Source organism: Myxococcus sp. CA033, assembly GCF_013336625.1.
Lineage (GTDB): Bacteria > Myxococcota > Myxococcia > Myxococcales > Myxococcaceae > Myxococcus > Myxococcus llanfairpwllgwyngyllgogerychwyrndrobwllllantysiliogogogochensis.
In genome coordinates this window covers 141,206-163,151 of record NZ_JABUMU010000004.1, presented here as the reverse complement: position 1 = coordinate 163,151, position 21,946 = coordinate 141,206, and the positions used below count along the sequence as shown (strand labels likewise).

General features: G+C 68.8%; 24 protein-coding genes. 14 read left to right on the top strand and 10 right to left on the bottom strand.

Annotated features, from left to right (window positions below; all coding sequences use genetic code 11):
- Window positions 1–17 precede the first annotated feature (17 nt).
- From HUA78_RS13540 to HUA78_RS13520, 5 genes are all read left to right on the top strand, one after another.
- On the top strand, window positions 18–398 hold the full coding sequence (locus HUA78_RS13540; protein WP_141647053.1) for a hypothetical protein: 381 nt from the start codon (window positions 18–20) through the stop codon (window positions 396–398).
- Window positions 399–412: 14 nt separating this feature from the next.
- Window positions 413–1,054, top strand: a complete 642-nt coding sequence (locus HUA78_RS13535; RefSeq protein WP_174476445.1) for a hypothetical protein — start codon at window positions 413–415, stop codon at window positions 1,052–1,054.
- Window positions 1,026–2,750, top strand: a complete 1,725-nt coding sequence (locus tag HUA78_RS13530; RefSeq protein ID WP_174476444.1) for a hypothetical protein — start codon at window positions 1,026–1,028, stop codon at window positions 2,748–2,750. Before HUA78_RS13535 ends, HUA78_RS13530 begins: the two co-directional genes overlap by 29 nt.
- 5 nt (window positions 2,751–2,755) lie before the next feature.
- On the top strand, window positions 2,756–3,163 hold the full coding sequence (locus HUA78_RS13525) for a MerC domain-containing protein (protein WP_174476443.1): 408 nt from the start codon (window positions 2,756–2,758) through the stop codon (window positions 3,161–3,163).
- Between the two features lie 77 nt (window positions 3,164–3,240).
- Complete coding sequence (locus HUA78_RS13520; protein WP_141644948.1) at window positions 3,241–3,789, top strand: isochorismatase family protein; 549 nt, start codon at window positions 3,241–3,243, stop codon at window positions 3,787–3,789.
- A 3-nt stretch (window positions 3,790–3,792) separates the two neighbouring features.
- On the opposite strand, the gene HUA78_RS13515 is transcribed toward HUA78_RS13520, so the two are convergent.
- From HUA78_RS13515 to HUA78_RS13485, 7 genes are all read right to left on the bottom strand, one after another.
- The gene (locus tag HUA78_RS13515; protein ID WP_174476442.1) at window positions 3,793–5,277 is read right to left on the bottom strand and encodes a hypothetical protein; all 1,485 of its coding nucleotides are present in this window, start codon (window positions 5,275–5,277) and stop codon (window positions 3,793–3,795) included.
- Window positions 5,278–5,382: 105 nt separating this feature from the next.
- Entirely contained in the window at window positions 5,383–6,258 is an 876-nt protein-coding gene (locus tag HUA78_RS13510; protein WP_141644946.1) for a metal ABC transporter permease, read from the bottom strand.
- Window positions 6,239–7,060: an ATP-binding cassette domain-containing protein gene (locus HUA78_RS13505; protein ID WP_174476441.1), complete on the bottom strand. Its 822-nt coding sequence runs from the start codon at window positions 7,058–7,060 to the stop codon at window positions 6,239–6,241. The genes HUA78_RS13510 and HUA78_RS13505 overlap by 20 nt, the downstream gene beginning before the upstream one ends.
- Complete coding sequence (locus HUA78_RS13500; RefSeq protein WP_174476440.1) at window positions 7,047–7,904, bottom strand: hypothetical protein; 858 nt, start codon at window positions 7,902–7,904, stop codon at window positions 7,047–7,049. The genes HUA78_RS13505 and HUA78_RS13500 overlap by 14 nt, the downstream gene beginning before the upstream one ends.
- Window positions 7,905–7,907: 3 nt before the next feature.
- Window positions 7,908–8,834: a metal ABC transporter substrate-binding protein gene (locus HUA78_RS13495; protein WP_174476439.1), complete on the bottom strand. Its 927-nt coding sequence runs from the start codon at window positions 8,832–8,834 to the stop codon at window positions 7,908–7,910.
- A gap of 25 nt (window positions 8,835–8,859) precedes the next feature.
- The gene (locus HUA78_RS13490) at window positions 8,860–10,212 is read right to left on the bottom strand and encodes a zinc-regulated TonB-dependent outer membrane receptor (protein ID WP_174476438.1); all 1,353 of its coding nucleotides are present in this window, start codon (window positions 10,210–10,212) and stop codon (window positions 8,860–8,862) included.
- A gap of 79 nt (window positions 10,213–10,291) precedes the next feature.
- The gene (locus HUA78_RS13485) at window positions 10,292–10,717 is read right to left on the bottom strand and encodes a hypothetical protein (protein WP_174476437.1); all 426 of its coding nucleotides are present in this window, start codon (window positions 10,715–10,717) and stop codon (window positions 10,292–10,294) included.
- A gap of 138 nt (window positions 10,718–10,855) precedes the next feature.
- Here HUA78_RS13485 and HUA78_RS13480 point away from each other — a divergent pair, with 138 nt between their 5' ends.
- The 6 genes from HUA78_RS13480 (at window position 10,856) to HUA78_RS13455 (ending at window position 16,999) form a co-directional block, all read left to right on the top strand.
- Complete coding sequence (locus HUA78_RS13480; RefSeq protein ID WP_174455187.1) at window positions 10,856–11,200, top strand: Rieske 2Fe-2S domain-containing protein; 345 nt, start codon at window positions 10,856–10,858, stop codon at window positions 11,198–11,200.
- A 102-nt stretch (window positions 11,201–11,302) separates the two neighbouring features.
- Complete coding sequence (gene folE, locus HUA78_RS13475) at window positions 11,303–11,860, top strand: GTP cyclohydrolase I (protein ID WP_217440203.1); 558 nt, start codon at window positions 11,303–11,305, stop codon at window positions 11,858–11,860.
- Window positions 11,857–13,287 (top strand): FAD-binding oxidoreductase, encoded by a 1,431-nt coding sequence (locus tag HUA78_RS13470; protein ID WP_174466016.1) that lies wholly within the window; start codon window positions 11,857–11,859, stop codon window positions 13,285–13,287. Before folE ends, HUA78_RS13470 begins: the two co-directional genes overlap by 4 nt.
- A gap of 220 nt (window positions 13,288–13,507) precedes the next feature.
- On the top strand, window positions 13,508–14,245 hold the full coding sequence (locus tag HUA78_RS13465) for an RNA polymerase sigma factor RpoD/SigA (protein ID WP_141644938.1): 738 nt from the start codon (window positions 13,508–13,510) through the stop codon (window positions 14,243–14,245).
- Window positions 14,246–14,393: 148 nt separating this feature from the next.
- Window positions 14,394–15,134, top strand: a complete 741-nt coding sequence (locus HUA78_RS13460) for a tetratricopeptide repeat protein (protein WP_174476436.1) — start codon at window positions 14,394–14,396, stop codon at window positions 15,132–15,134.
- Complete coding sequence (locus HUA78_RS13455; protein ID WP_174455189.1) at window positions 15,131–16,999, top strand: long-chain fatty acid--CoA ligase; 1,869 nt, start codon at window positions 15,131–15,133, stop codon at window positions 16,997–16,999. Before HUA78_RS13460 ends, HUA78_RS13455 begins: the two co-directional genes overlap by 4 nt.
- 157 nt (window positions 17,000–17,156) lie before the next feature.
- Here the strand turns inward: HUA78_RS13455 and tatA are convergent, their stop codons facing one another.
- Together tatA and HUA78_RS13445 are read right to left on the bottom strand one after the other, a co-directional pair.
- Window positions 17,157–17,402 carry a twin-arginine translocase TatA/TatE family subunit gene (gene tatA, locus HUA78_RS13450; RefSeq protein WP_174455190.1) on the bottom strand — a complete coding sequence of 82 codons (246 nt, stop codon included), beginning with the start codon at window positions 17,400–17,402 and terminating at the stop codon, window positions 17,157–17,159.
- Between the two features lie 70 nt (window positions 17,403–17,472).
- Window positions 17,473–18,474 carry a sensor histidine kinase KdpD gene (locus HUA78_RS13445; protein ID WP_217440166.1) on the bottom strand — a complete coding sequence of 334 codons (1,002 nt, stop codon included), beginning with the start codon at window positions 18,472–18,474 and terminating at the stop codon, window positions 17,473–17,475.
- 223 nt (window positions 18,475–18,697) lie between these two features.
- Here HUA78_RS13445 and HUA78_RS13440 point away from each other — a divergent pair, with 223 nt between their 5' ends.
- From HUA78_RS13440 to HUA78_RS13430, 3 genes are all read left to right on the top strand, one after another.
- The gene (locus HUA78_RS13440) at window positions 18,698–19,066 is read left to right on the top strand and encodes a response regulator (protein ID WP_174455191.1); all 369 of its coding nucleotides are present in this window, start codon (window positions 18,698–18,700) and stop codon (window positions 19,064–19,066) included.
- Between the two features lie 103 nt (window positions 19,067–19,169).
- Entirely contained in the window at window positions 19,170–19,496 is a 327-nt protein-coding gene (locus tag HUA78_RS13435) for an SCP2 sterol-binding domain-containing protein (RefSeq protein ID WP_141644934.1), read from the top strand.
- Between the two features lie 131 nt (window positions 19,497–19,627).
- Window positions 19,628–20,800 (top strand): CaiB/BaiF CoA-transferase family protein, encoded by a 1,173-nt coding sequence (locus tag HUA78_RS13430; protein ID WP_174476435.1) that lies wholly within the window; start codon window positions 19,628–19,630, stop codon window positions 20,798–20,800.
- Window positions 20,801–20,822: 22 nt separating this feature from the next.
- Here the strand turns inward: HUA78_RS13430 and HUA78_RS13425 are convergent, their stop codons facing one another.
- Window positions 20,823–21,908, bottom strand: a complete 1,086-nt coding sequence (locus HUA78_RS13425; RefSeq protein WP_371745568.1) for a hypothetical protein — start codon at window positions 21,906–21,908, stop codon at window positions 20,823–20,825.
- Window positions 21,909–21,946: the final 38 nt, after the last annotated feature.

Here is a 21,946-nt window from a genome sequence, read left to right as displayed (position 1 = left end):
TCCTGGAGACGAAGACCATGGGAGCCTTTCAGCAGTTCCTGACCGAGAAGCAGATTGCCTCCGACACGCTGCTGCGCCTGTCGCGCCAGTTGGAGGCCCAGGCCGAAACGGACCGCACGCTCAAGCGCAAGCGCTCCGACAAGCGGCGCAACAAGGACACGCAGGGCAAGAGCTACACGGAGCTGTCGCTCGCCAAGCCGAAGAGTGGCAGGGGCGTGAGCGGGCAGCAGCTCCAGGCGGCGCTCGCGGACCAGCCGCTTCCGCGTCGGGTGCGCGGCAAGCTGGTGCGGGCCATCAACGCGGTGCTCTCGAAGAAGGGGAGCGGCGCGGTGGACCCCAAGGCCCTGTTCGGCGAGGTCGCCGTTCGCTCCGGCCCCGCGAAGAAGTCCGCGAGCTGAGTCGAAAGGCCCGCATGTCCATCGCCGAAGCCCTACCGATTCTCCCTCACGACGTCCATCGGGACGCGGACCGGTTGTTCGACGTCACCTTGTGGTGTCTCGGGCAGGACGTGCTCTGCCCGGAGGGCAACCTCCTCATGCGTCGCGGCCTCGTCCGCCACGCGCGGCCCGAGGGGGTGGAAGGTCAAAGCGCGTACTCCGTCGCGTTGCCGGACGGAGGTCGTCTGTCGCTGTGGGGCTTCGGCGCGTTGTGCGAGTGCGGTCAGGCCGTCTTCGTCCCACGGGACGGTTTCACCCCTCGCTGGCTGGAGCGTGCCCCGTCGGGTCCGACGTACCGGGCCTGTGAGCTGGGCACGTGGCGCGCTCCCGCCACAGTGGAGGAGCGACGCGAGGTCCGTCGGAGTCTGGCGGGGCTCGCCGAGTGGTTCGCCGGGCACGAAGACTGGGTGACCCGGGAAGTGGGACTCGAATGGAGGCGCGCCTGTGTCGCGGCTCGACGCAAGGCGCCCGCTGTTCCACCGGAGACGCTGGCCGCCGCGTGGTGGCGGCTCGGCACGCGCATCCGCTCACTGGATTTGGGTTTCAACGCCTGTGGCGCCTCGGCTTCCGGGGCACTGGGAGGACATCATGCTGTCGCGACTGCTTCGCAACGATGAGCCATCCGTCTACGTCCAGGCCGCCTGGGAGGACGTCGCGGATGAGGCGCTTCCTCGACCGCCGCTTCGCGAGGGGCTGGGCACATCTCACCTGAAGGTGAGCACGGGCGTGCCGCTGGCGCAGGCCTACTTCGACCAGGGCTTGAGCCTGCTGCACCTGGGCTGGGGTTCGGAGGCGCGTCGCTCCTTCGCGGAGGCGGCCCGGCTGGACCCGGAGCTGGCCATGGCGTGGTGGGGCCTGGCGCTGACGCGGGGGGCTGGAGCGCGCTTCGCTGCTGCTCGGGCCGACGCGATGGCCCGAGCGCTCGCGTTGAGCGAGGGGCTGCCGGATGTCGAACAGCGCTACATCGTCGCGGCCAGCCTGCTCGCGGAGAAGGGACCGTCGAACGGGCGCCACGCCTTCGTGCGGGAGATGGAGAGCCTGGTCGACCGCTATCCGGAGGACTCCGAGGCGCGGCTGTTGCTGGCCGGCTTCCTGGCGGATGGCTACGAGCCGGATGGGCGTCCCGGCCAGGGGCAGCCCTATGCGCAGGTGATGCTGCGCGAGCTGCTGCGCACGAACCCCGACCACTCCGGCGTCCACTTCGCCTGGGTCTGCACCATGCTCCCGAGCGCCCGGCCCGAAGCGGCACGGGAGAGCGCGCTGCGGCTGCCGAAGCTCGCGCCCGGAGCCAGCTTCGCGCTGCTGGCCTCGGGACGACTGCTGGGCCGGCTGGGCGAGACGGACGCCGCCTACCGCGTGCTGGAGACCGCGGTGGAAGCGGATGACGTGTACCTCGCGAGGGAGTCGCTGCCCGCTGTCTTCGCGCCTTGCGCGGAGCTGGCCATGCGGCTGCTGAGCCACGGCTGCGCGGAAGCGGGGCAGTACAGTGACGCGCAGACATGGGCGCGGCGGCTGCGTCAGCGCGTGGAGTCAGCGGGAGGCGAGCCGCAGGCGCTGCTGTTCGCGGCGACCACGCTGGTGGCCACGCACCTGCGCTTCGGATTCTGTCGAGCGGCGGCGGATGTGCAGCTGGAGTTCGCCGGCGAGCTCACCACCGCCGAGCGTGTCCTTCGCGACGGTGTCCGACTGTATACGCGGGGCATCAACGCGCTGGATGGGGGACGGCTGTCGGACGTGGAGCGTGCATGCGTGGCGCTCGAGCAGTTGCAGCCATCGCTGTCCGAGGTGCGTCGCTCGGAGGGACGCGCGCTGTGCCCTCGCGATGTCGCGCGGGTGCTGGAGGTAGCGGAGAACGAGCTGCGTGGCTCGCTGGAGGCACGGCGGGGAGATGGAGGCCGCGCGGAGGCCACGTTGATTCGAGCGTGGCGCATGGAGCGCCGGCTTCGCGCGTCGGGACCCGCGCCGTTCTCCCGCCCCGCGCGAGAGACGCTGGCGAGAGCCCGGCTGCGCGGTGAGCGCGAGGAGAAGGCGCTGGAGCTGGCCCGGGCCCTGGTGGTTGAGCGACCGGGTTGCGGTCACTTCCGTCTGCTCCTGGCCGAGGCGCGGGCGGCCCTGGGAGACAGGGTCCTGGCGGTGCAGGACTTCAATTCCTTCCTCGACCGGTGGCGTGACGCGGACGCGCACCTGCCGGAGCTGCGGCGCGCGCGGACGTATGTCGACGGGCGTGGCCGCATCCTGCGACTGGTCCACACGACCGAGGCTCCGCTCCCGGTGCCTCCTGATTTCCGCCCGTTGGAGAAGGTGTCCTGTTGAGTTCCTTGGAACGAAGTCTCGCCGCGCCCTCGCGTTGGGATGGGGTGGGGCAGCTGCTCTCCGCGCTGTGTGTCGTCCACTGCGTGGTGCTCCCCGCCGTGCTCGGGCTCGTGCCGGCGGCGGCGGCGCGGTGGTTGGGCGGGGAGGGGACGCATCGATGGTTGTTCGCGCTGGTGTTGCTGGGCGCGCTCGCGGCCTTCATCCCGGGATGGAGGCTGCATCGGCGTGGGGTGGTGCCCGTGCTCGCCGGAGGTGGGCTGGCCCTGCTGGGCGCGGGGGCGTTCCTGGTCCCCGAGGGCGCGGGCGAGCGGTGGGAGATGGGGCTCACCCTGGGAGGCGGGTTGTTGATGGCCGTGGCGCATGGGCGCAACCGGGCCCTGTGTCGCGAGTGTTGCCCGCCCGAAGCCGGCTGAGCGAAAGCGTCGAGCCAAGGGCGTCCGATGCGCCCGCCGCTTGACGGGCCGGAGTCGTTCGCGCGAGGAGAGGGGGCATGCCCACCTTCCGTCTCACTCAGGACCAGGCCGCGTTGCTCGTCGTGGACATCCAGGAGCGCCTGTGCGCGGCCATGGACCGCGACGCGCTGGACCGGATGCTCGCGCGCACCAGCGCCGCCGTCGAAGGCGCCCGGGCGCTCGGCCTCCCCGTCATCATCACCGAGCAGTATCCCCAGGGCCTGGGGCCCACGCACTCGCTGCTGCGGCTGAAGCTGGGGAGCTTCAAGGCGGTGGAGAAGCTGGAGTTCAGCGCCGCCGTGCCGGACGTGCTCGCGCAACTGGGGACGCGCAAGCAGGTGCTGGTGGCCGGCATGGAGACGCACATCTGTGTCTTCCAGACGGTGCGCGATTTCGCGGAGCGTGGCTTCACGCCGGTGTTGCTGGCGGACGCGGTGCTGTCGCGCTCGACGGAGGACCGGCGCGTGGGCCTGGACCTGTGCCGCGATGCGGGAGCGACGGTGGCCACGGTGGAGGCCGCGCTGTTCGACTTGCTCGGGCGCGCTGGCACGCCCGAGTTCAAGAAGGTCTCCACCGCGGTCCGTTGACGCCTAGAACATCGGAGGCTTGTCTCCATCCCGCAGCGGCGGCAGCGGGGGGCGAATGGGAAGCGGCGCCTCCTGCTGCTTGGAGATGGCGGGGAGGGACGGCGTCAGCGCTCCGACATAGAGCATGCCGTGGGTACCCTCGGGCGTCGGCGTGGCGAAGGACGTGATGAACGGCGACATGCCGGGGTGTGCCGCAACCCTGCCCGACGGTGTCGAGCCAATGAGCCCGCACTGAAGCTTCCCTTCGCGGTCCAGGTCGCAACCCCAGCGCGTCCCCTGGGCGTAGCTCATCTCCAGAACGACGAGGCGTGGGGACTTCAAGAGATGCGCCATGGGCGTGAAGTCCTGGTCCCAGGGGGTGCCGGTGACGGTGCGCGTATGCGTGTTGCCGGCGAGGATGACCTGGACTTCGAACGGTTTTGTCTCGCGGCGCTGGTTCCAGAAAGCGGCCTGCTGAGCATCGCGTTTGCTTCCGCCAGCCAGGTCCGTGTCATACGCAAGGAGCGTCACGCTCAACCCCGCCATGCGCAGAGCGCGGACGCGGTCGATGAGGTCCATGATGGCGCGGCTGCTGCGGCCATCCTGGTAGGGCCGCTGCCAGAAGCGCCCCTCTAGCAGCGCATCCTGGTCCGCGGGAGCGCCCGGGCTCGCGAGGTAGCGGTCCACCCGTTCCTGCTCGGAGCGGGGAATGGACAACCCCAGTGCGACGGGCAGCCCTGCCTCGGCGACCTGACACACCAGCTCTCCCACCACCGAGGGGGCTTCACGAGAGCCGAGCTGTTCTCCCACCAGCAGCGTCAGTCCGAGGTCCAGCACCTCCGGAAGCCCACGCATGGCCTCGCCACAGGGGCCCGCTTCGGCGGCCTCCTGCTTCCACCTCGTGAGGTAGAAGTCCGAGTCGCGCACGGCCTTGGGGCGCGGCTCCTCTCGCACGTTGCCGCTCACCACCTCCAACGACGGGGTCGACTCCAGTCTCAGCGTCAACTCCCGCTCGAGGTCCAGGTCTCGCGTGCCATTCGTCAGCGTGCGCAACTCGATGCGTTCGCTCCGCGCATTTCGGAGCGGTGGCCCCTGGTCGTTGAAGGGGCTCGAGTCGTGGACATAGTAGTTGTACTCGATCCGCCACCAGTTGGCCTTGTGGTTGACGTCGTTGCCCATGGCGTTGAAGTTCATCCGGAAGATGCGGACGACGGATTGTCGCGGGGCCACGGAGAGGCCCGTCACCACGAAGCGCGTGTAGCGGTCATTCCCCGTGTCGCCCCTGTCCTGGGTCTTCCACTTCGTGAGGAACTGGGTGGGGTCCGTCGTCTCCTCGATGGCGTAGCCTCGGGAGGCGAGCAACTGCCGGGTGGCGGCCAGCGCTTCCTCCAGGGGCTTCTGGAAGACGTGCTCGAACTTCGGCGTCTCGGGCTCCGTGGTGCGTGGGCCATGCACGCAACCCATGCTCGCCATCCAGAGCAGACACAGCCACCAGCCTCGCTGCCTCATGCGCACCCCCTCGGGAAATCCATCGTCGAGATGAAGGGGGAACGGATGTCACTCAGTCTCATATCTGCGCGCCGGGGAATGTCGCTCACCCGGCGCGGTTGCTGCTCACTTCGCTCCGCGCTGGGCCAGTTGGATGAGTGCGCGCGCACCCATGGCCAGGCCCACCAGCATCGCCGCGACCACCGTCTGCGAGCCACCCACTGGGAAGTCGAAGAAGTAGGCGAACATGTAGCCGCCCACGCCGGAGACGATGCCCGCGAGCGTGGCCACGAAGAACGTCCAGGGCAGCCGCAAATCCAACATCAGCGCGGCGATGGCGGACAGCGTGGAGAAGGCGAACACCGGCAGCGCGCCGAGGGCTCGGGCACACACGCCGACCATGACGCCGATGGACACCATCAGCACGCCGTCCAACAGGCGGACGGGCAGGCCCTGCACCAGCGCGCCGATGCGGTCGAAGCTCGCGAAGGTGATGCCCCGGTACCACCAGAGGTGGATGACCATGACGAGGATGCTGGCGATGGCCACGGTGCGCAGTTGCTCGGGTGTCACCAGCACGGCGGTGCCGAAGAGGATGCCCTGGATGTCGTGGGACTCCTGGGCGATGCGGTCACCCACCAGCACGGCCGCGCCGCCGGACAGCGCGTAGGCGAGGCCCAGCAGGCTCTCTCGCGTCAGCCGCAGCTTCGTGGGGTCCATCATCAGGAGCAGCGTCGCCAGGAGCGCGAGCGCGGTGGCGCCGATGACGGGCTCCACCTCGAAGCCCAGGTGGATGCCCATGTAGAACGCGAGCGCCACGCCCAGGCCGGCGGACTGGGCCACCGCGGCGCTGACGAACACCATGCGCCGCAGCACCACGTAGACGCTCAGGAAGCCCAGCACGCCTCCGGCGAGGAGTGCGCACAGCAGCGGGTCCCGGAACAGCTCGAACCCCTCGACGAACTGCTGCCACTGGGACGGTTCAGCGAGCATCGGATCCACGGTGGGGTCCCTCGGGGGCGCGGTGGCAGTACTCGTCGCCGTACTGACGACGGAAGGCGGGGTGGCAGAACACGGTGCGCGCGTCGCCCACGACGAAGGCGGAGGTCTCCCGGTCCACGAAGAGCAGCACGTCCGCGTGCTCGGCGGCGACCTCCAGGTCGTGGCACACCACCACCACGCCCAGTCCTCGCTGCCGCGCGAGCATGCACAGCCGCTGCATCGTCTCGCGCTCGGCCACCGCGTCCATCGCGGCGGTCGGCTCGTCGAGCAGCACCATGTCCGCCTCGGTGGCGATGAGTCGGGCCAGGAGCGTGCGTTGCTTCTGTCCCTCGGAGAGCTCGCGATAGGGCCTGTTCGCGATGGCCTTGGCGCCGGCCGTCTCCAGCGCGACCTCCACGGCGGCCCGGTCCGCCTTGCGCGCGAAGGGCCACAGGAAGCTCCAGTTGCGCAGCCGGCCCCAGGCGGTCAGCTCCCAGGCCCGTAGCGGCAGCAGCGAGTCGATGCTGGATGTCTGTGGCACGTAGGCGCTGCGCATCTCCGGATGGCCCCGGGTAATGGCGCCCGATACCGGGTCGATCATCCCCAGCAGCGTCTTGAACCACGTGCTCTTGCCGGAGCCGTTGCGGCCCACCACCGCGACGAACTGGCCCCGGCGGATGACCATGTTGATGGGTGGCAGCATGGCCTTATCGTTGTAGCCGATGACCAGCTCGGTGCAGGTGAGCAGCGGCTCGCCGAGCGTGAAGCTCGGCGGCACCGCGTGGGTTGTGGCCTCGGGACTCACGGGCTCATCGGTCTTCACGTCGCACCTCCGCCTCGGGCTTCAGGGCCGCGAGCTCTTCCAGCAGGGCCTTGCGCGCCGCCTCGTTGGCGACGGTGCCCAGGTCCAGCACGCCGTCCGCGCCAGGAGTCAATGTGGCCCAGTCCAGTCCGTCGAACACGGTGGGCGGAACCTCGAGCGCCAGCGCCAGCTTCACGCGCGGCTCGTGCTCCCGGTCCGACGGCACGTCCACCTCGCCCGTCAGCGTGAAGAGCGGCGTGGCCTCCTCGCCCTCCGCGACGTCCTCGGACACCACGGTCATCCGGAAGGCCGTTTCCTGAAGCCTCGGCGTGGCGCGCGAGTCGCGCACCGTGCCCGTCAGCGTCACCGACGTCACTTCCCAGACACCTCGGGACACGGTGGTGCGGGGCAGCTCGCAGTCAGGCTCACACTCCACCGGCGTGGCTTCGGGGGTCAGCAGGTTCAGCTCGCCATCCACATGGAGCGCGGCGACGAGCGTGGATGAGGAGCCGCCTCCACCGAGTTCCGCCTCGATGTCCTCGTAGTCCACGAGCCCGCCGCTGTCGCTGTGGCAGTGCCCGTTGTGGCACAGGCTGTAACCCGGTGGCGGATTGGCGGGGTCGAACGTCGTTGGCCCTCCGCCTCCCGCGCCCCCCACCAGCTCCACGTGGGAGATGCCCAGCGCGGCCGAGCCCAGGCTCACCTGATAGTCCGACGCGAGGCGCTGGAAGCCATTGCCCGCGTCACGCGATGCCACGGGGACGTAGCTCGCGGTGACGGTGGGCTCCAACACCGCGAAGCCCTCGCCCGAGTCCAGCGCGCAGCCGGACAGGAGCAACACGGGGAGCAGCAGTCGAGTCCTCATGACTCAGCCTCCCTTTCCAGGGGTGAGCGCCTTCTCTAGGTTGCCCACCAGCTCGTTGATGTGCTGGACGTACGTCTCACCCGAGCGGAAGTCCGTGCCGCCGTGGAGGACGACGACTGGCGCCGGAATCATGCCCGCGACCATCTTCGCCTCCCGGTCGTTGTAGTAGCTCTCGATGAGCACCATGCGGGCCTTGCGCTGCCGAGCCAGCACGAGGACGCCGGCCACGTGGGACGGGTTGGGAGGGATGCCCGGCTTGGGCTCGAGGAACGCGATGGGCTCGAAGCCCAGCCAGTCCGCGAGGTACGGCGTCGTCCGGTGGAACGCGACGATGGGCGCACCGCGAAGGCCCGCGAGGCGCTTCTCCCAGCCGACGCGCGCGGCATCCAGCTCGGCGGTCAGCTTCGCGGCGTTGGCGCGGTACGTCGCCGCGTTCTTCGCGTCGAGCTGCGCGAGTCGCTCGGCGATACCGCGAGCCACCGCCGCGCCCTGTCGCGGGTCATAGAGATAGTGGGGGTTGCCTCCGGGGTGGACGTCGCCCTCGCTGCGGTCCACCTTGGTGGCGGGGACCTCCAGCAACCGGACGAACTGCGAGGCATTGAGGAAGCCGGGGTTGCCCACCTGGATGCGCGGGTTGCGCGAGCCGGTCTGGAGATTGGGCAACCAGCCGATCTCCAGGTCGAGTCCCACGGAGATGAGCAGGTCCGCGTTGCGCAGCGCGAGCGCGAGGCTGGGCTTCGCGTCCACGCGGTGCGGGTCCTGGCTTCCCAGCGCCATGGACTGCACCTGGACCAGGTCTCCGCCCACCGCCTTGGTCAGCGCGGCGAGGTCCGGAAGGGTGGTGACGACATTGAGGGCCGCGCGAGCGGGCGCGGCGGCGAAGAGGCAGAGGGCGGCGCACAGGGCCGCGACGAAACGAAGGTGGCGCATGGGGCAGGGCTCCCGTGAAAGAGGTTTAGAACGCATGAGCGCCGTGGGCGCCCGTCACCAGCTCGAGCGCGAGGAAGACGGAGTAGTCCGCCTCGTCGCGCCAACGTGCCCGGTCTCTGGCGGCCTGCACCCGCAGGCGGGAGAACTCGGTGGGCCAGAAGGTGAGGTTGGCGGAGATCCGGTCCCGGTTCTTGGTCCACTCCGGGTCCAGCGGATCCAACGCCACCGCGCCGCCTTCACTCTTCGCCGGTGTTCCGAACTCATAGCGCGCGGCGGCGGCCCAGCGCTGCGAGAAGCGCCACGCGAGCTGGGCGTAGGTGTTGATGTCCGTCAGCACGTCATCGGGCACCTGGCGTCGGCGGTAGAGGGCCTCCACCTGGAGGGTGACGAGCGTGTTGCTGGCCTCGGTGATGGGGCGGTAGCGCAGGTACACGTCGGTGCCGAAGACATCCGTACGGTTGCGATAGCCGGTGGGATTGGGGCCCGTGGCGCCGGACAGTCCCCACAGCAGGGACAGGTCGTCCGACAGCGCGAAGAACTGCTTCAGGACGCCCGTGGCCTGGAGGTCCAGCGGCGAGAGGACGCGGTCATTCGATGCGCCCAGGAAGCTGCGCGCGGTGGCCTCGCCCGTGGCATCGGTGAGGCTGCCGGTCAGCTCCACGTACCAGGGCAGGGGCGTCAGCCAGGACAGCTCCACGCCCAGGCCCCGGTTGCCCTCCGCGCCGAAGACGCGGCTCATGGCGAACGGTTGATCCACGAAGTCCCACGCGTGCGGGTGCGTGGCATTCAGGCGGCCAAAGCGCGTGAGGAACTGGCCCGCCCGCACCTGGAGGCTGCCGGGAAGGGCCAGCGTGGTGCCGTAGGCCTCTTCGATTTCGACGCCGAACTGGCTGTAGACGATGTTCGCGTCGAAGCGGAAGTACGGGTCCACCACCGAGCCGATGGACAGCTCCAGCTGCTGGAGGTTGAAGCCGTTGCGCGTGGGGTCATGCGCGCCGCCCTGGAGCGGCTCCTTGGACGTGAAGGCCGCCGCGGCGAGATCCAGGATGAAGCTCATGTCCAGGAAGTTGGTGCCGCTCGTCCCTCCGGGAATCGACAGCGGCAGGCCGCCTCCGGGCGTGGGGTCCGGCGCGGAGGACGTGCCGGCGGGAACACCTTGCTGGGTGTCGCCACCGAAGGCCTTCTCGATTTCGGCCATCTCCTCGGGCGTGAGGCCCGCGGGGACTTCATCGGGTGTTCCCGCGTCGGGCTCGGGAACACCCGCATCGGGAGAAAGAGGGGGTTGGTTTTCCTGGGCCGCGGCGGTGGCCGTGGACAACAGGGCTGCGATGGACACGGCGATGAACGCGCCGTGCGGACGACGTGAGACGGATGACACCGGGAATGCTCCTCGAAACTGGACGCGCGCGTGCGCACACGCCCCACTCCATGACCTGACCACTCCTGCTGGACGCGTCTCAGGCGTGCGCGGGTGGTGAGGACTTGGGCGCGGTGTCGAGGACGGAGAGCGGGGGAGAGACGTGGGGTGGCGCGGTGGCGGGACGACTGACCGCGAGCCGGGCCAGGGCCCAGGAGGACGGCGAGGAGAAGAACAGCTCGTCGCGCGAGCCCGACGTCAGGAGCGGGCAGGCCTCATGGGTCAGCCGCGTCGAGTCGGTGTTCGACGAGGGGAGGGCGGACAACTGCGCCAGCTTCTCGGGAGCCAGCCGAGCCTGAATCGAGCCCGTGCCCCGGGCGGTCTCCTCGAAGGTCTGGTGCTCGGGGCAGAAGCGGTGGGCGTGCTCGTCCCGGACGTGGAGCAGGGCCCCCAGCGGCTGCAACGCCCACAGCGCGACGAGCAACGTCGCGATGCCACGGGCGAAGGTATGGGCGCGCTGGATCATCGGAATGAAGGAGGCACAGGTGCTCTACTGACGGCACCAGGGCGAGTCAAGGCAGGCTAGCACGGCGGTGGGACGTACACCTCTGTCACCGCATTCACCGGGATGGACGACGGCTCGCGGGGCGTTGGAGACACCTGTATGGACGAAGGACAACCGGACGGACGATACATTCCGGTGGCTCGGCTCACCGCGTTGGACGCACGGGGTCGCGCCGTGGTCCAGGTGGGAGACACCCGGGTGGCGCTCGTCCGTGTGGACGGGCGGCTGCATGCGCTGGCCGACACCTGTCCCCATCGCGGCGGCTCGCTGGCCGAGGGGGACCTGGACGGCCACCTGCTGCATTGTCCGCTGCATGCCTGGCCCTTCGATGTGCGGACGGGGCGCTGCCCCTGGCGTCCCGACGCGAGCGTCCGCATCTACGAAGTCCGTGTGCGAGGTGACGAGATCCTCATCGCGGCATCGGATAGCGTCGGCTTTCCCTGAACGCCCCTTGTAGGAGCCCCTTCCCCCGTGACTTCGTCCAAAGCTCGCACTCGCAAGGCCCCCGTCCCGAGTCCCCTGGTCAGCCTGCCGGACCCCGCCGCCATGGCTCGCGCGGTGGAGGCCTTCCTGCACGCCGCCGGACTGCCCCTGGGGGATGCGAACCTGGTGGACACTCCGCAGCGCGTGGCTGACGCCTGGAGCCGTGAGTTCCTGGATGGCTACGCCAAGACGCCCGAGGAGGTGCTGGGCAAGACGTTCCCCACGCCGAAGGGTTCGTCGCGCGAGCTCGTGGTCGTGACGAACCTGCGCTTCGTCTCCATGTGTCCGCACCATCTGTTGCCGGTGACGGGCCGCGTGCATGTCGCGTATGTGCCGGGCAAGCGGATGGCCGGCTTCGGCAGGCTGTCCGCGCTGGTGGACTGCTTCGCGCATCGGCTCATCCTCCAGGAAGACCTGGCCCGCGAGGTGTCCAGCGCCCTGGCCCGCGTGCTGGGCAGCCCCGCCACCGCCTGCATCATCGAAGCAGAGCAGGCGTGCTTGCGCATGCGAGGCGCCCAGCAACACGACGCCATCACCCACGCGGAGGCGTACGAGGGCGAGCTGCGGCGAGATGGCTCGCTTCGTCGTGAGCTGTGGGCCCGGCTGGGGGCTCGGCGATGAGTGGCCCGTCCGCGCGGACAGACCGCGTGGATGCCGAGCGCGTGGAGCGGGTGTGTGCAGCCCTGGCGAGCGTCCTCGCGCAAGGGCAGCTGCGGCGCGACGCGGACACGCTCGCGGCCTACGGGCGGGACGAGTCCGACAGCGGCGTGTTCCCTCCGGATGTCGTGGTGTTTCCGGAGACCACCGCGCAGGTGTCGGCCGTCTTCAAGGCCTGCGTGGCGCACGGCGTGCCCTTCACGCCCTGTGGCGCGCGCAGTGGCAAGAGCGGTGGCTCGCTGCCCCTGAATGGTGGCGTGGCGGTGAGCCTGGAGCGGATGAACCGCATCCACTCCATCTCCGCGGAGGACCTCACGGCGGTGGTGGGGCCCGGCGTGGTGACGGGCGACTTGATGAAGGCCGTGGAAGCGCAGGGCCTCTTCTATCCACCGGATCCGAACTCCTGGGAGTTCTGCACGCTGGGCGGCAACGTCGCGGAGAACGCGGGGGGACCTCGCGCGCTCAAGTACGGCGTCACGCGCGACTACGTCATCGGCCTGGAGTGGGTGCTTCCGGACGGAGAAGTCCTGCGGGTCGGCCGCCGCACCATCAAGGGCGTCGCGGGTTATGACCTCGTGGGCCTCTTCGTGGGTTCCGAAGGCACCTTGGGCGTGGCGACCGAAATCACCCTGCAGCTCATTCCGCTGCCACGAAAAGTCCTGACCGCCCTCGTCGTCTTTCCGTCCGTGCTGGACGCCGCGCGCGGAGTCTCGGCCGTGCTCGCCGCGGGCATCCTCCCGCGCTGCCTGGAGCTCATCGACGACGTGGCCCTGCGCGCCGTGGACGGCCGGGGCTTCCAGTTTCCCGCGGGCGCCGGCTCGGTCGTCATCGCGGAGGTCGACGGCCACGGTGAAGAAGGTCTGTTGGAGGAACTGTCACGGCTCGGCGACATCTGCGCACAGCAGGGCGCCACCCAGACGCTCGTCGCGCGGGATGAGGGGCAGCGAGAGAAGCTGTGGGCCGTGCGGCGGGCCATTTCGCCGGCGCTGCGCGCGCTGAAGCCTCACAAGATTTCGGAGGACATCGTCGTCCCGCGCTCAAAAATTCCCGAAATCATCCAGCGACTGAAAATGATGGGCGCCGAGCTGGGACTCACCGTGGCCACCTATGGCCACGCGGGCGACGGAAACCTCCACGCCAACATCCTCTATGAGGGGCCGCACCAGCGTGGCCTGGTGGACGAAGCCCTGCGCCGCATGTTGGTGATGACGGTGGAACTGGGCGGCACGATCACAGGCGAGCATGGTGTGGGCCTCGCGAAGCGGGAATTTCTCGCGCTCGAACAAGGACCCGCGCTGCTCGACCTCCAGCGGCGGCTCAAGTCCTTCTTTGACCCATCAGGGTTGCTCAATCCGCAGAAAATCTTCCCCGCGCTCAAGCGTTCTACGTGAGTAGCCGTAGCGTGACCATCGCCGAGGGATAACCGCGCTCCTCAACCTTGCAAGTCAGCGGAAGCGCGAGCCTCTCGTCCGCCACGGGACGACGGTCGACAGTCGAAACGACTTTCGGCGATGGAATGAGAAACCCTTTCGCTCGTTGGGCGTCCTAGATGCAGGTGGACGCGAGTCGGCGGGGACAGCGCGTCCGGCATCGAACGGAGGACGGGAAATCATGGCCAACTCGACGAAGTTTGCGGCGGAGGGCCTGTCGCAATACCTGCGTCACCTGGGGGGACATCACCAACTGACGCGCGAGCAGGAGTACGAGCTCGCACGTCGTGCTCGCAAGGGCGACGAGTCCGCGCGACAGACGCTCGCGACCTCCAATCTGGCCTTCGTTGTCGCCGTGGCGAAGAAGTTCGCCAATCGCGGCGCGCGCCTGGATGACCTCATCCAGGAAGGCAACGTGGGCTTGATGAAGGCGATTGAGCACTTCGACCCGAAGAAGAACGTGCGCTTCGCGACGTATGCGGTGTGGTGGATTCGCGCCTACATCACCCGCTACCTGAAGGACAACCGCAGCCAGGTCCGTGGCGGAGAAGCCGAGCGGGGCAGCATGGTGGACTTCTCGCTCGACGCCTCCATCGACGAGGAAGGGGAGACCACCTTCCTGGACCGCCTGGAGGACAACGGGCCGTCGCCCCAGGACGTGTTCCTCTCGAATGAGCAGGACACCGAAATCCACGACGCGCTCACCAAGGTCCGCAAGCGCATTGGCGACCTGGGCTGGGACATCCTCACGGAGCGGCTGACGCAGGACAAGCCGCTGACGCTGGAGGAACTGGGACAGCGGTGGGGCGTATCGCGCGAGCGCGTGCGCCAGGTGGAGCTCAAGACGAAGACGTTCCTGGAGCGCTACCTGTCCGCCTTCAACGAGAACGAGGAGCAGGCCGCCGCCGACGCGGCCTGAGCCGACCTTCTCCCCACCTGGGGAGATACGCGGACTGAGCGGGACTGGCGGGGTCTTCCACCCTTGCCGGCCCCGCTCTTGTTTTTTGCCGGAAAGGCTGCCTGCGTGGTTTGCGTGCGGCCGAGCGTGCGTGCTAAGCCCACCGCCCATGCGCCTGATTTTACTTGCCTTGTGCCTGCTCGTTGCCGGTTCGGCACGGGCGGCCGACGCCGAGGTGTGGGCCCGCCTGGATGCTCTGCACGCCAGTCGCGCGGACGCCGCGGCGGTGAAGGAGCTGGAGGCGGAGCTCAAGAAGGCGTTGACGGCGACGCCGGACGACTTCGAGCTGGTGTGGCGTCAGGCCCGGCTCCTCCAGTGGCAGGCGGACGGGGCGGGCAACGAGAAGCTCAAGAAGGTGCTCGGGCGGCAGACGTGGGACGTCTCCGAGAAGGCCATCAAGCTGGCCCCCGCCCGCGTGGAGGGCCACTACTACGCGGCGACGGGTATCGGCGCCTACTCTCAAGCAGTAGGCGTCATGAAGGCGCTGGGTGAGGGGCTGGAGGGCAAGTTCAACGAGCGCGTGGACACGGCCGTCAAGATTGATCCGACCTTCAACTGGAGCGCGCCGCTCCTCGTGAAGGGTCGCTACTTCTACGAGCTGCCCTGGCCGAAGCGGGATCTGAAGAAGTCGGCGGAGTATTACGAGAAGGCCATCAAGAAACACCCGGAGATGCTGCGCGCGCATTACTTCCTCGCCGAGACGCTCCTCAAGGACGACAAGGCCAAGGAGGCGCGTGACGCCATCCAGAAGGTGAAGCAGGGAAGCGTCGCGTATGACCCTCCGGAGGGTCAGCGCATCCAGGAGTGGGCGAAGAAGGTCGAAGCCGACATCGAGGAGGAGCTCAAGTGAGAGCAGAGAATCAGGTAGCACCTTCGGCTTCGGCGGCCGGAGCGCAAGAGGGAAACCTGGTCCAGTTGCTGATCCAGCGCGCGCAGAACGCCTCCAAGGCGGGTGTGACGCACAAGAAGGACGGCCGCTGGCAGGACGTGACGTTCGGACAGGTGCTGGACGACGTGAAGGCGTTGTCCGCGGGCCTGGTGGCCCAGGGCGTGAAGCCCGGAGACCGGGTGGCGCTGTTCGCCAACACCAGCCTCCAGTGGATCGTCGCGGACCTGGCCATCACCGCGGCGCAGGCCATCACCGTGCCCATCTACTCGTCCAACCTTCCGGACGAGTTCCGCTATGTCATCAAGCACTCGGAGACGTCGTTCGTCCTCGTGGACAACGACGAGAAGGATGCGAAGCAGGCGGGGCGGCTGACGCGCGTCCGGCAGAAGCTGGCCGAGTGTCCCACCGTCACCAAGGTCATCGTCTTCGACGGTCCCGTGGCGGGCGGCCAGGAAGTCGCCCTGGCGGAGGTCATGGCGCAGGGCCGCGAGGCGCACCAGGCCAACCCTGGCGCCTTCGAGGAGCGGGTGGCGTCCGTGAAGTCCGAGGACACCAACTGCCTCATCTACACCTCCGGCACCACGGGTGATCCGAAGGGCGCCATCCTCACCCACGGCAACTGGACGTACCAGGCGCACGCGGTGCAGGCCATCGGCATGATGGAGCCGTCGGACGCCGTCATGCTGTTCCTGCCGCTGGCGCACGTCTTCGCCCAGGTGGTGAAGGCGGCGTGGCTGAGCATGGGCTTCCGCCTCATCATCGCGGAGTCGGTGGACAAGCTGATGGCGAACATCGTGGAGACGCGTCCCACGGTGCTGCCGTCGGTGCCCCGCGTCTTCGAGAAGGTCTACAACACGGTGGTGTCCAACGGCACGTCGGCTCCGGGCCTCAAGGGCCGGCTGACGCGCTGGGCCTTCAAGCTCTTCGACGAGTACGTCGATGCGATGCAGCAGGGCCGGCCGTACGACACGCTCGGCTTCACGCTGGCGAAGAAGCTGGTGTTCACCAAGGTGCGGGCCACGCTGGACGAGAAGCTGGGCGGCAACATGCGCCTGTTCGTCTCCGGTGGCGCGCCGCTGTCGCGCAAGATTGGCTACTTCTTCGACCTGCTGGGCTTCAAGGTCGTGGAGGGCTACGGCCTGACGGAGACGGCGGCTCCCACCAACGCCAACCGTCCGAACAAGATCAAGATTGGCACCGTCGGTCCCGCGCTGCCGGGCACCGAGGCGAAGATCGCCGCGGACGGCGAGGTGCTTGTGCGTGGCCCCTGCATCATGAAGGGCTACTACAAGAACGACACGGCCACGGCCGAGGTGCTGGAGAAGGACGGCTGGTTCCACACCGGTGACATCGGCGAGCTGGATGCCGACGGCTACCTGCGCATCACCGACCGCAAGAAGGACATCATCGTCACGGCGGGCGGCAAGAACGTGGCGCCTCAGAACATCGAGAACACGCTGAAGACGTTCCCGCTGCTGAGCCAGGCCATGGTGTACGGCGACAAGCGCCCGTACCTCGTGGCGCTCATCACCGTGGCGGAAGACTCCGCGCGCAAGCTGCTCGAGGAGAAGGGCGCCCCGGTGGGCAGCTACGCGGACAACGCGAAGCGGCCGGAGATCCACGCCGCCGTGAAGGCGGTGCTGGACAAGATGAACGCGGATTCACCGCCGTACGCCACCATCAAGCGCTTCACGGTGATGCCCGCGGACTTCACCCAGGAGTCCGGCGAGCTGACGCCCACCCTGAAGGTCAAGCGCAAGGTCTGCAGCACGAAGTACAAGGCGCAGATCGACGCCATGTACGACAACGTGGCCGTCATCGACTGAGCATTCGGCCGCTCGCCCCCAGTGCTATCGACTGGGGGCGTGCCGCCCCGTTGGGACAGGGGACGGACAGGCCAGGTGGTTGAAACGTCAACGCCCGCTCGGCCCCGGAAGACGGGGTGGAGCGGGCGTCGTGCTTTCCGGGAGTGCCCGGAGCGGATTACGCGTGGCTGCTGGGCGTGGTGGACTTCACGTCCTTGTCCACGTTGCCGCCGCCGGCGAGCGTGCCGGTGCCCTTCTTGTCGGCGCCCGGCGTACCCGTCTCTTCTTCACCGCCAAAGCCGCGCTTGAAGTTGCGAATCGCGCTGCCCAGGGACGAGCCGAGCTGCGGCAGCCGCGTGGCCCCGAAGAGGAGCAGCAGCACAAACAGGATGAGAAGAAGTTCCATCGGCTTCAGCCCCAGCATCACGGCTCCTTCGCGAAATCGGCCGGAGCATAGCGGGGGGCGCCGTGGACCGCCAGCAAGAGCGGAGGCCTCATGCCTGGAGGGCCGCTGGAGTGCCGAGCATGGCCCCCGGAAGCGCGGTGAGGGTGATGAAGAGGGAGCTACCGGACGCATCCGTCTCCACGCCGACGCTTCCGCCGTGCGCCTCCACCTCCTGGCGGGCCAGGTAGATGCGCAGCGGGTCCTCCAGCTTCTTCTCGCGAAAGGCCCGCTCCTCACGCCGGAACACGACGGAGGCGTCTTCGTCGGACAGGGGGACACCCTCCCGTCGCACCTCCACCCGCACCCTCGGGGCACCCGGGTGCACCCTCAGGTAGATGACCTCGCCGGGCTGGGAGCGGGAGAGCTGGTACAGGATGAAGGCCTCCACGGCGTGCTGGATTCGGGCTCCGTCCACGGCGACGTCGGGCGGAGCCACGCGGGGATCCAGGTCCAGTACGAGCGCCACATTCGCGGCGGTGGCCGCCGCGCGCTGGCGCTCCACGGCCGCGTCCAGCAGGGGGATGAGCGACTGGCGCTCCGGCTCGCAGGCGAGCGAGCCCAGGTCGGCCCTGCTCGAGTCGAAGAAGTCCTGCGAGAAGGACAGCGAGCGGTCCGCGTTGCGCAGGATGGTCTCCAGCCCGCGTTGCACCTTGGGCTCCAGCGGGACGCGGCCATTGAGCAGCAGCGCGGCATAGGAGCGGATGTTGGCCAGGGAGCCGCGCAGGTCATGCGAGGCCATGCCCAGGTAGCGCACCCTGCGGCGCGCATCCGACTCGTTCCAGCCCACCGGGAAGGTCCACAGGAGCCGCCCTCCGTCGCCCAGGGGCTCTTCTCCGGCGAGGACCACCTCATCTCCCCGCTCCCACACGCGCATGTCTCCCGCGCGACGCTGGAAGCCCGCCGCGCCCAGGAGCGCCTCCACGGAGGTGGCGCCCGGGGGCAGCTCCTGGAGGCCCAGATGCTCGAGCAGCAACCCGCCCAGCAGGCGAGGGGGCCCCTGCGTGGGGACGAGGACGAGGCCAGGCGCTTCCGCCGTGCTGCCAGCTCCCATCTCCCCAGGGCTCCTCACGTTTTCCACCTCCTGTCCAGCAGGTCACGGAAAGGGTGGGGCGGCACTGTCGGTTTTGCAACGTGCATCCCCATCGTGTGCGGGGAGCGCACTTTCTTGCGCCGCTGGATGGGAGGATGGTGGAAGAATCCCCAGCGTCGCACCGAGGGAGACTGCCCTGACTCCGCCTAACACACAGCCTGATGGTGCTCCCGTCGTCCTCGTCGTGGATGACGACCCGGATATCCTCGAAGCCCTCTCCGAGATTCTGGAGGCCGAAGGCTTCGTCATTCGTCGTGCCCGCAACGGGAAGGAGGCGCTGGAGCGCCTCGAGCCGGAGCCTCCCCACCTCATCTTGTTGGACTTGATGATGCCGGTGATGGATGGCTGGGAGTTCGCCCAACGCATGCGACAGAAGCCGCCCGCCGTGGCGGGTATCCCGCTCATCGTCCTCAGCGCGGACCGCAACGTGGGCAGCAAGGCCCAGGACATTGGCGCCGTGGGTCACCTGGCCAAGCCCTTCGAGCTGAACGACTTGCTGGACATGGTGCGCCGCTCGCTGAACCCGTCCACCGCGAGCAGCACCAGCGCGTGATGAACACCGCGCGTCGCGCTGCTTGACCTGTCAGGGGGGCGCCATTACGGTCCCCTCCACCCGTCTTGATTCTTCAATCAACGACCAGGCCAAGGAGCGCGTCATGACCGCGAAGGACATCATCGAGACCCAGATTCCGGAAGTTCTCCAGGCGAAGCCGGAGCTGGCGAAGGACATCAACGCCATCATCCACTTCGACATCTCCGGCGAGGGCGGCGGGAAGTGGACGCTGGACCTGACCAAGGCCGAGGGCTGGGTCTCCCCGGGCATCGAGGGCGCGTCCAAGATGACCATCCTGGTGAGCAACGAGGACTTCGTGAAGATCCGCGAGAAGAAGCTCAACGCCCAGATGGCGGCCATGCAGGGCAAGCTGAAGTTCAAGCCCATGGACATGGGCCTCGCGATGAAGCTCGCGAAGCTGCTGTCGTAGTTCCCTCGGAGCGTGAGGGTGGGCCCTGGTGCCGACCTTCGCTCCGACCCGCGCGGCGCGTTCCCACTCCGGGGGCGCGCCGCACGTCGTTTCAGGCCCCTCTCGTCTCGTTCGACTCCTGGAGAACCGCCATGTCTTCGCTGCCACTCACGGGTCTGCGCGTGCTGGACCTGTCGCGCCTGTTGCCCGGCCCCTATGCCACGTTGGTGCTCGCGGACCTGGGCGCCACGGTGGTGAAGGTGGAGGAGCCGGAGGGCGGCGACTATGTCCGGGCGATGCCGCCGTCGCGCGATGATGTGGGGGCGCTGTTCTACGGCCTCAATCGGAACAAGCGGTCGCTCACCCTGAACCTCAAGACGCCCGAGGGGCGTGACGCGCTCAAGCGGCTGGCGCGCACGCATGACGTGTTGGTGGAGAGCTTCCGGCCGGGTGTCATGGACAAGCTGGGCGTGGGCGAGTCGGTGCTGCGGGCGGAGAACCCCCGGCTCATCTACTGCGCCATCTCCGGCTATGGGCAGACGGGGCCGGACCGGCTCAAGGCGGGGCACGATTTGAACTACGTGGCCCGCGCGGGCCTGCTGGGTTACGGCGGTGAGGCGGGTGGGGCACCGGCTTTTCCCGGCGTGCAGATGGGGGACATCGGCGGTGGGAGTCTCTTCGCGCTGGTGGGCATCCTGGCGGCGCTGCACGAACGCGAGCGCACGGGGAAGGGCCGCTTCGTTGACGTGTCCATGACGGATGGGGCCACCGCCTTTCTGCACATGCACCTGGCGGCCCGGCTCTTCATGGGCGAGCAGGGCGCGCCGCTCGAGCGCGGCCGCGAGGCGCTCAATGGCGGGTACGCGTGCTACGGCCTGTACCGCACGGCGGATGACCGGTGGCTGGCCGTGGGGGCGCTGGAGCCCAAGTTCTTCGCGGGAGTGTGTCAGCGGCTGGGGCGCCCGGAGTTGCTCGACGACGCGTACACGCCGGGCGAGGACGGGGCGCGGGTGAAGGCGGAGCTGACGCGCTTGTTCGCGGAGCAGCCGCTGGCGTACTGGGCGGAGAAGTTCGCGGGCTCGGACCTGTGCGTGGAGCCGGTGGCGGAAGGGGACGAGGTGCTGGCCGATGCGCAGCTTCGTGCTCGCGGCCTCTTTGTCGAGGCGGAGGATGCTCGACTGGGCCGCAAGGTGACGCATCTGCTGACGCCGCTGCGCATGGGGCCAACGCCGCTGCGCGAGCCTCCCGCGTTGGGCCAGCACTCTCGCGAGGTGCTCGCGGAAGCGGGCTTCACGGAGGACGAGATGGCGCGCCTGGGCGTGTGACGCGGCGGACGCCTCGCGCTGGCTACGGAGTTCGTCTGGCGGAAGGGCGGCTCCAGAGCGCTTCGCCCCGCGCCGCGTGGCAGGTGTCGCCCACCAGGTCCAGCGCGAGCTGTCGATTCCGCGTGGCCACGGACGCGGGGGCCGCGAGCAGGCCCGTCTCGTCCATCCTGCGCACCGTGTTCTCCAGATACCTGCGCGCGCGCTCCACGGTGTCTTGTTGGCGTGCCGTGGGGCGCCAGCCGATGTCATCGCGGAAGCGTCCGAGCGTCTCCAGCAAGTGCCCCTGAAACTTCAGCATCTGCGCCAGCACCTGCTCGCGTTGCGTGGGCGCCGAAGCCCAGGCCGTCTCGTACTGCCGAGTCTCCGAGTCCAGCCGGTACAGCAACACCTCCACCTGTGCCGCCAGCCGTGGCCTCCACGTCGCACGCACGGATGGATGTCGTGCCCAGCCCGCCACGGCCTGGAAGTAATGCAACCCACCGCACGGATGCGCGTAGATGCCCTGACCTCGCTTGGGCACTTCGGGTCGCCCGGCCTTCATGCCCGAGGCGAGCGCGGCCTGCTCCGCTTCCAGCGTGGCGAGCGCGCGCTCCATCACCGCATCCACGCTCACCTTGCGTCCCGTGCCGTCGCGGAACGTGTCGCCAGGACGAGCGCTCAGCGAGAGGACCTCGAGCTTCCAGGCGCTCTCGGGCGAGGCCACCTGTTCCATACGGAAGTCGCGCTTCACGTCTTCCACCACCTCGCGCAGCGTCACCGTGCCCCATGCCGTCGTGAAGCGCTGGGACAGCGGCTGGCCAGCGGCCAGCAACGTCTTCACGAGGAGGGCAGGGTGGGGTTCGACGGGAGTTCCGTCGGGAGTGGAGGACTCGAAGAAGAGGTCCGCCTGCTTCGAGGGACTGTCTTCGGACGCGGGAGTCCGGCGTAGGAAGTCGGACACCATCACGTCGGAGGCGAGCCGGCCGTCACTCGCGCGGAAGGCCTGGCCCTCCAGCACGACGCCGTGCGCGAGCGCCCAGGGGTTGCGCGCATCCGCGGCCCAGGCGCGGCACCGTCCGGCCAGCTCCTGGCCCAGCGGGGTGGCACCCGACGCCGGGATAACGAGCACGAGAAAGAAGAGGGAGAACAACTTCGGGAAACAACGGA

What these genes read in the sequence shown, in the direction of transcription:
- HUA78_RS13540 (WP_141647053.1), top strand. Translation starts at nt 18, where the DNA reads ATGGGAGCCTTTCAGCAGTTCCTGACCGAGAAGCAGATTGCCTCCGAC.
- HUA78_RS13535 (WP_174476445.1), top strand. Translation starts at nt 413, where the DNA reads ATGTCCATCGCCGAAGCCCTACCGATTCTCCCTCACGACGTCCATCGG.
- HUA78_RS13530 (WP_174476444.1), top strand. Translation starts at nt 1,026, where the DNA reads ATGCTGTCGCGACTGCTTCGCAACGATGAGCCATCCGTCTACGTCCAG.
- HUA78_RS13520 (WP_141644948.1), top strand. Translation starts at nt 3,241, where the DNA reads ATGCCCACCTTCCGTCTCACTCAGGACCAGGCCGCGTTGCTCGTCGTG.
- HUA78_RS13515 (WP_174476442.1), bottom strand. Translation starts at nt 5,277, where the DNA reads ATGAGGCAGCGAGGCTGGTGGCTGTGTCTGCTCTGGATGGCGAGCATG.
- HUA78_RS13500 (WP_174476440.1), bottom strand. Translation starts at nt 7,904, where the DNA reads ATGAGGACTCGACTGCTGCTCCCCGTGTTGCTCCTGTCCGGCTGCGCG.
- HUA78_RS13495 (WP_174476439.1), bottom strand. Translation starts at nt 8,834, where the DNA reads ATGCGCCACCTTCGTTTCGTCGCGGCCCTGTGCGCCGCCCTCTGCCTC.
- HUA78_RS13485 (WP_174476437.1), bottom strand. Translation starts at nt 10,717, where the DNA reads ATGATCCAGCGCGCCCATACCTTCGCCCGTGGCATCGCGACGTTGCTC.
- HUA78_RS13480 (WP_174455187.1), top strand. Translation starts at nt 10,856, where the DNA reads ATGGACGAAGGACAACCGGACGGACGATACATTCCGGTGGCTCGGCTC.
- folE (WP_217440203.1), top strand. Translation starts at nt 11,303, where the DNA reads ATGGCTCGCGCGGTGGAGGCCTTCCTGCACGCCGCCGGACTGCCCCTG.
- HUA78_RS13470 (WP_174466016.1), top strand. Translation starts at nt 11,857, where the DNA reads ATGAGTGGCCCGTCCGCGCGGACAGACCGCGTGGATGCCGAGCGCGTG.
- HUA78_RS13465 (WP_141644938.1), top strand. Translation starts at nt 13,508, where the DNA reads ATGGCCAACTCGACGAAGTTTGCGGCGGAGGGCCTGTCGCAATACCTG.
- HUA78_RS13460 (WP_174476436.1), top strand. Translation starts at nt 14,394, where the DNA reads ATGCGCCTGATTTTACTTGCCTTGTGCCTGCTCGTTGCCGGTTCGGCA.
- tatA (WP_174455190.1), bottom strand. Translation starts at nt 17,402, where the DNA reads ATGCTGGGGCTGAAGCCGATGGAACTTCTTCTCATCCTGTTTGTGCTG.
- HUA78_RS13445 (WP_217440166.1), bottom strand. Translation starts at nt 18,474, where the DNA reads ATGGGAGCTGGCAGCACGGCGGAAGCGCCTGGCCTCGTCCTCGTCCCC.
- HUA78_RS13435 (WP_141644934.1), top strand. Translation starts at nt 19,170, where the DNA reads ATGACCGCGAAGGACATCATCGAGACCCAGATTCCGGAAGTTCTCCAG.
- HUA78_RS13430 (WP_174476435.1), top strand. Translation starts at nt 19,628, where the DNA reads ATGTCTTCGCTGCCACTCACGGGTCTGCGCGTGCTGGACCTGTCGCGC.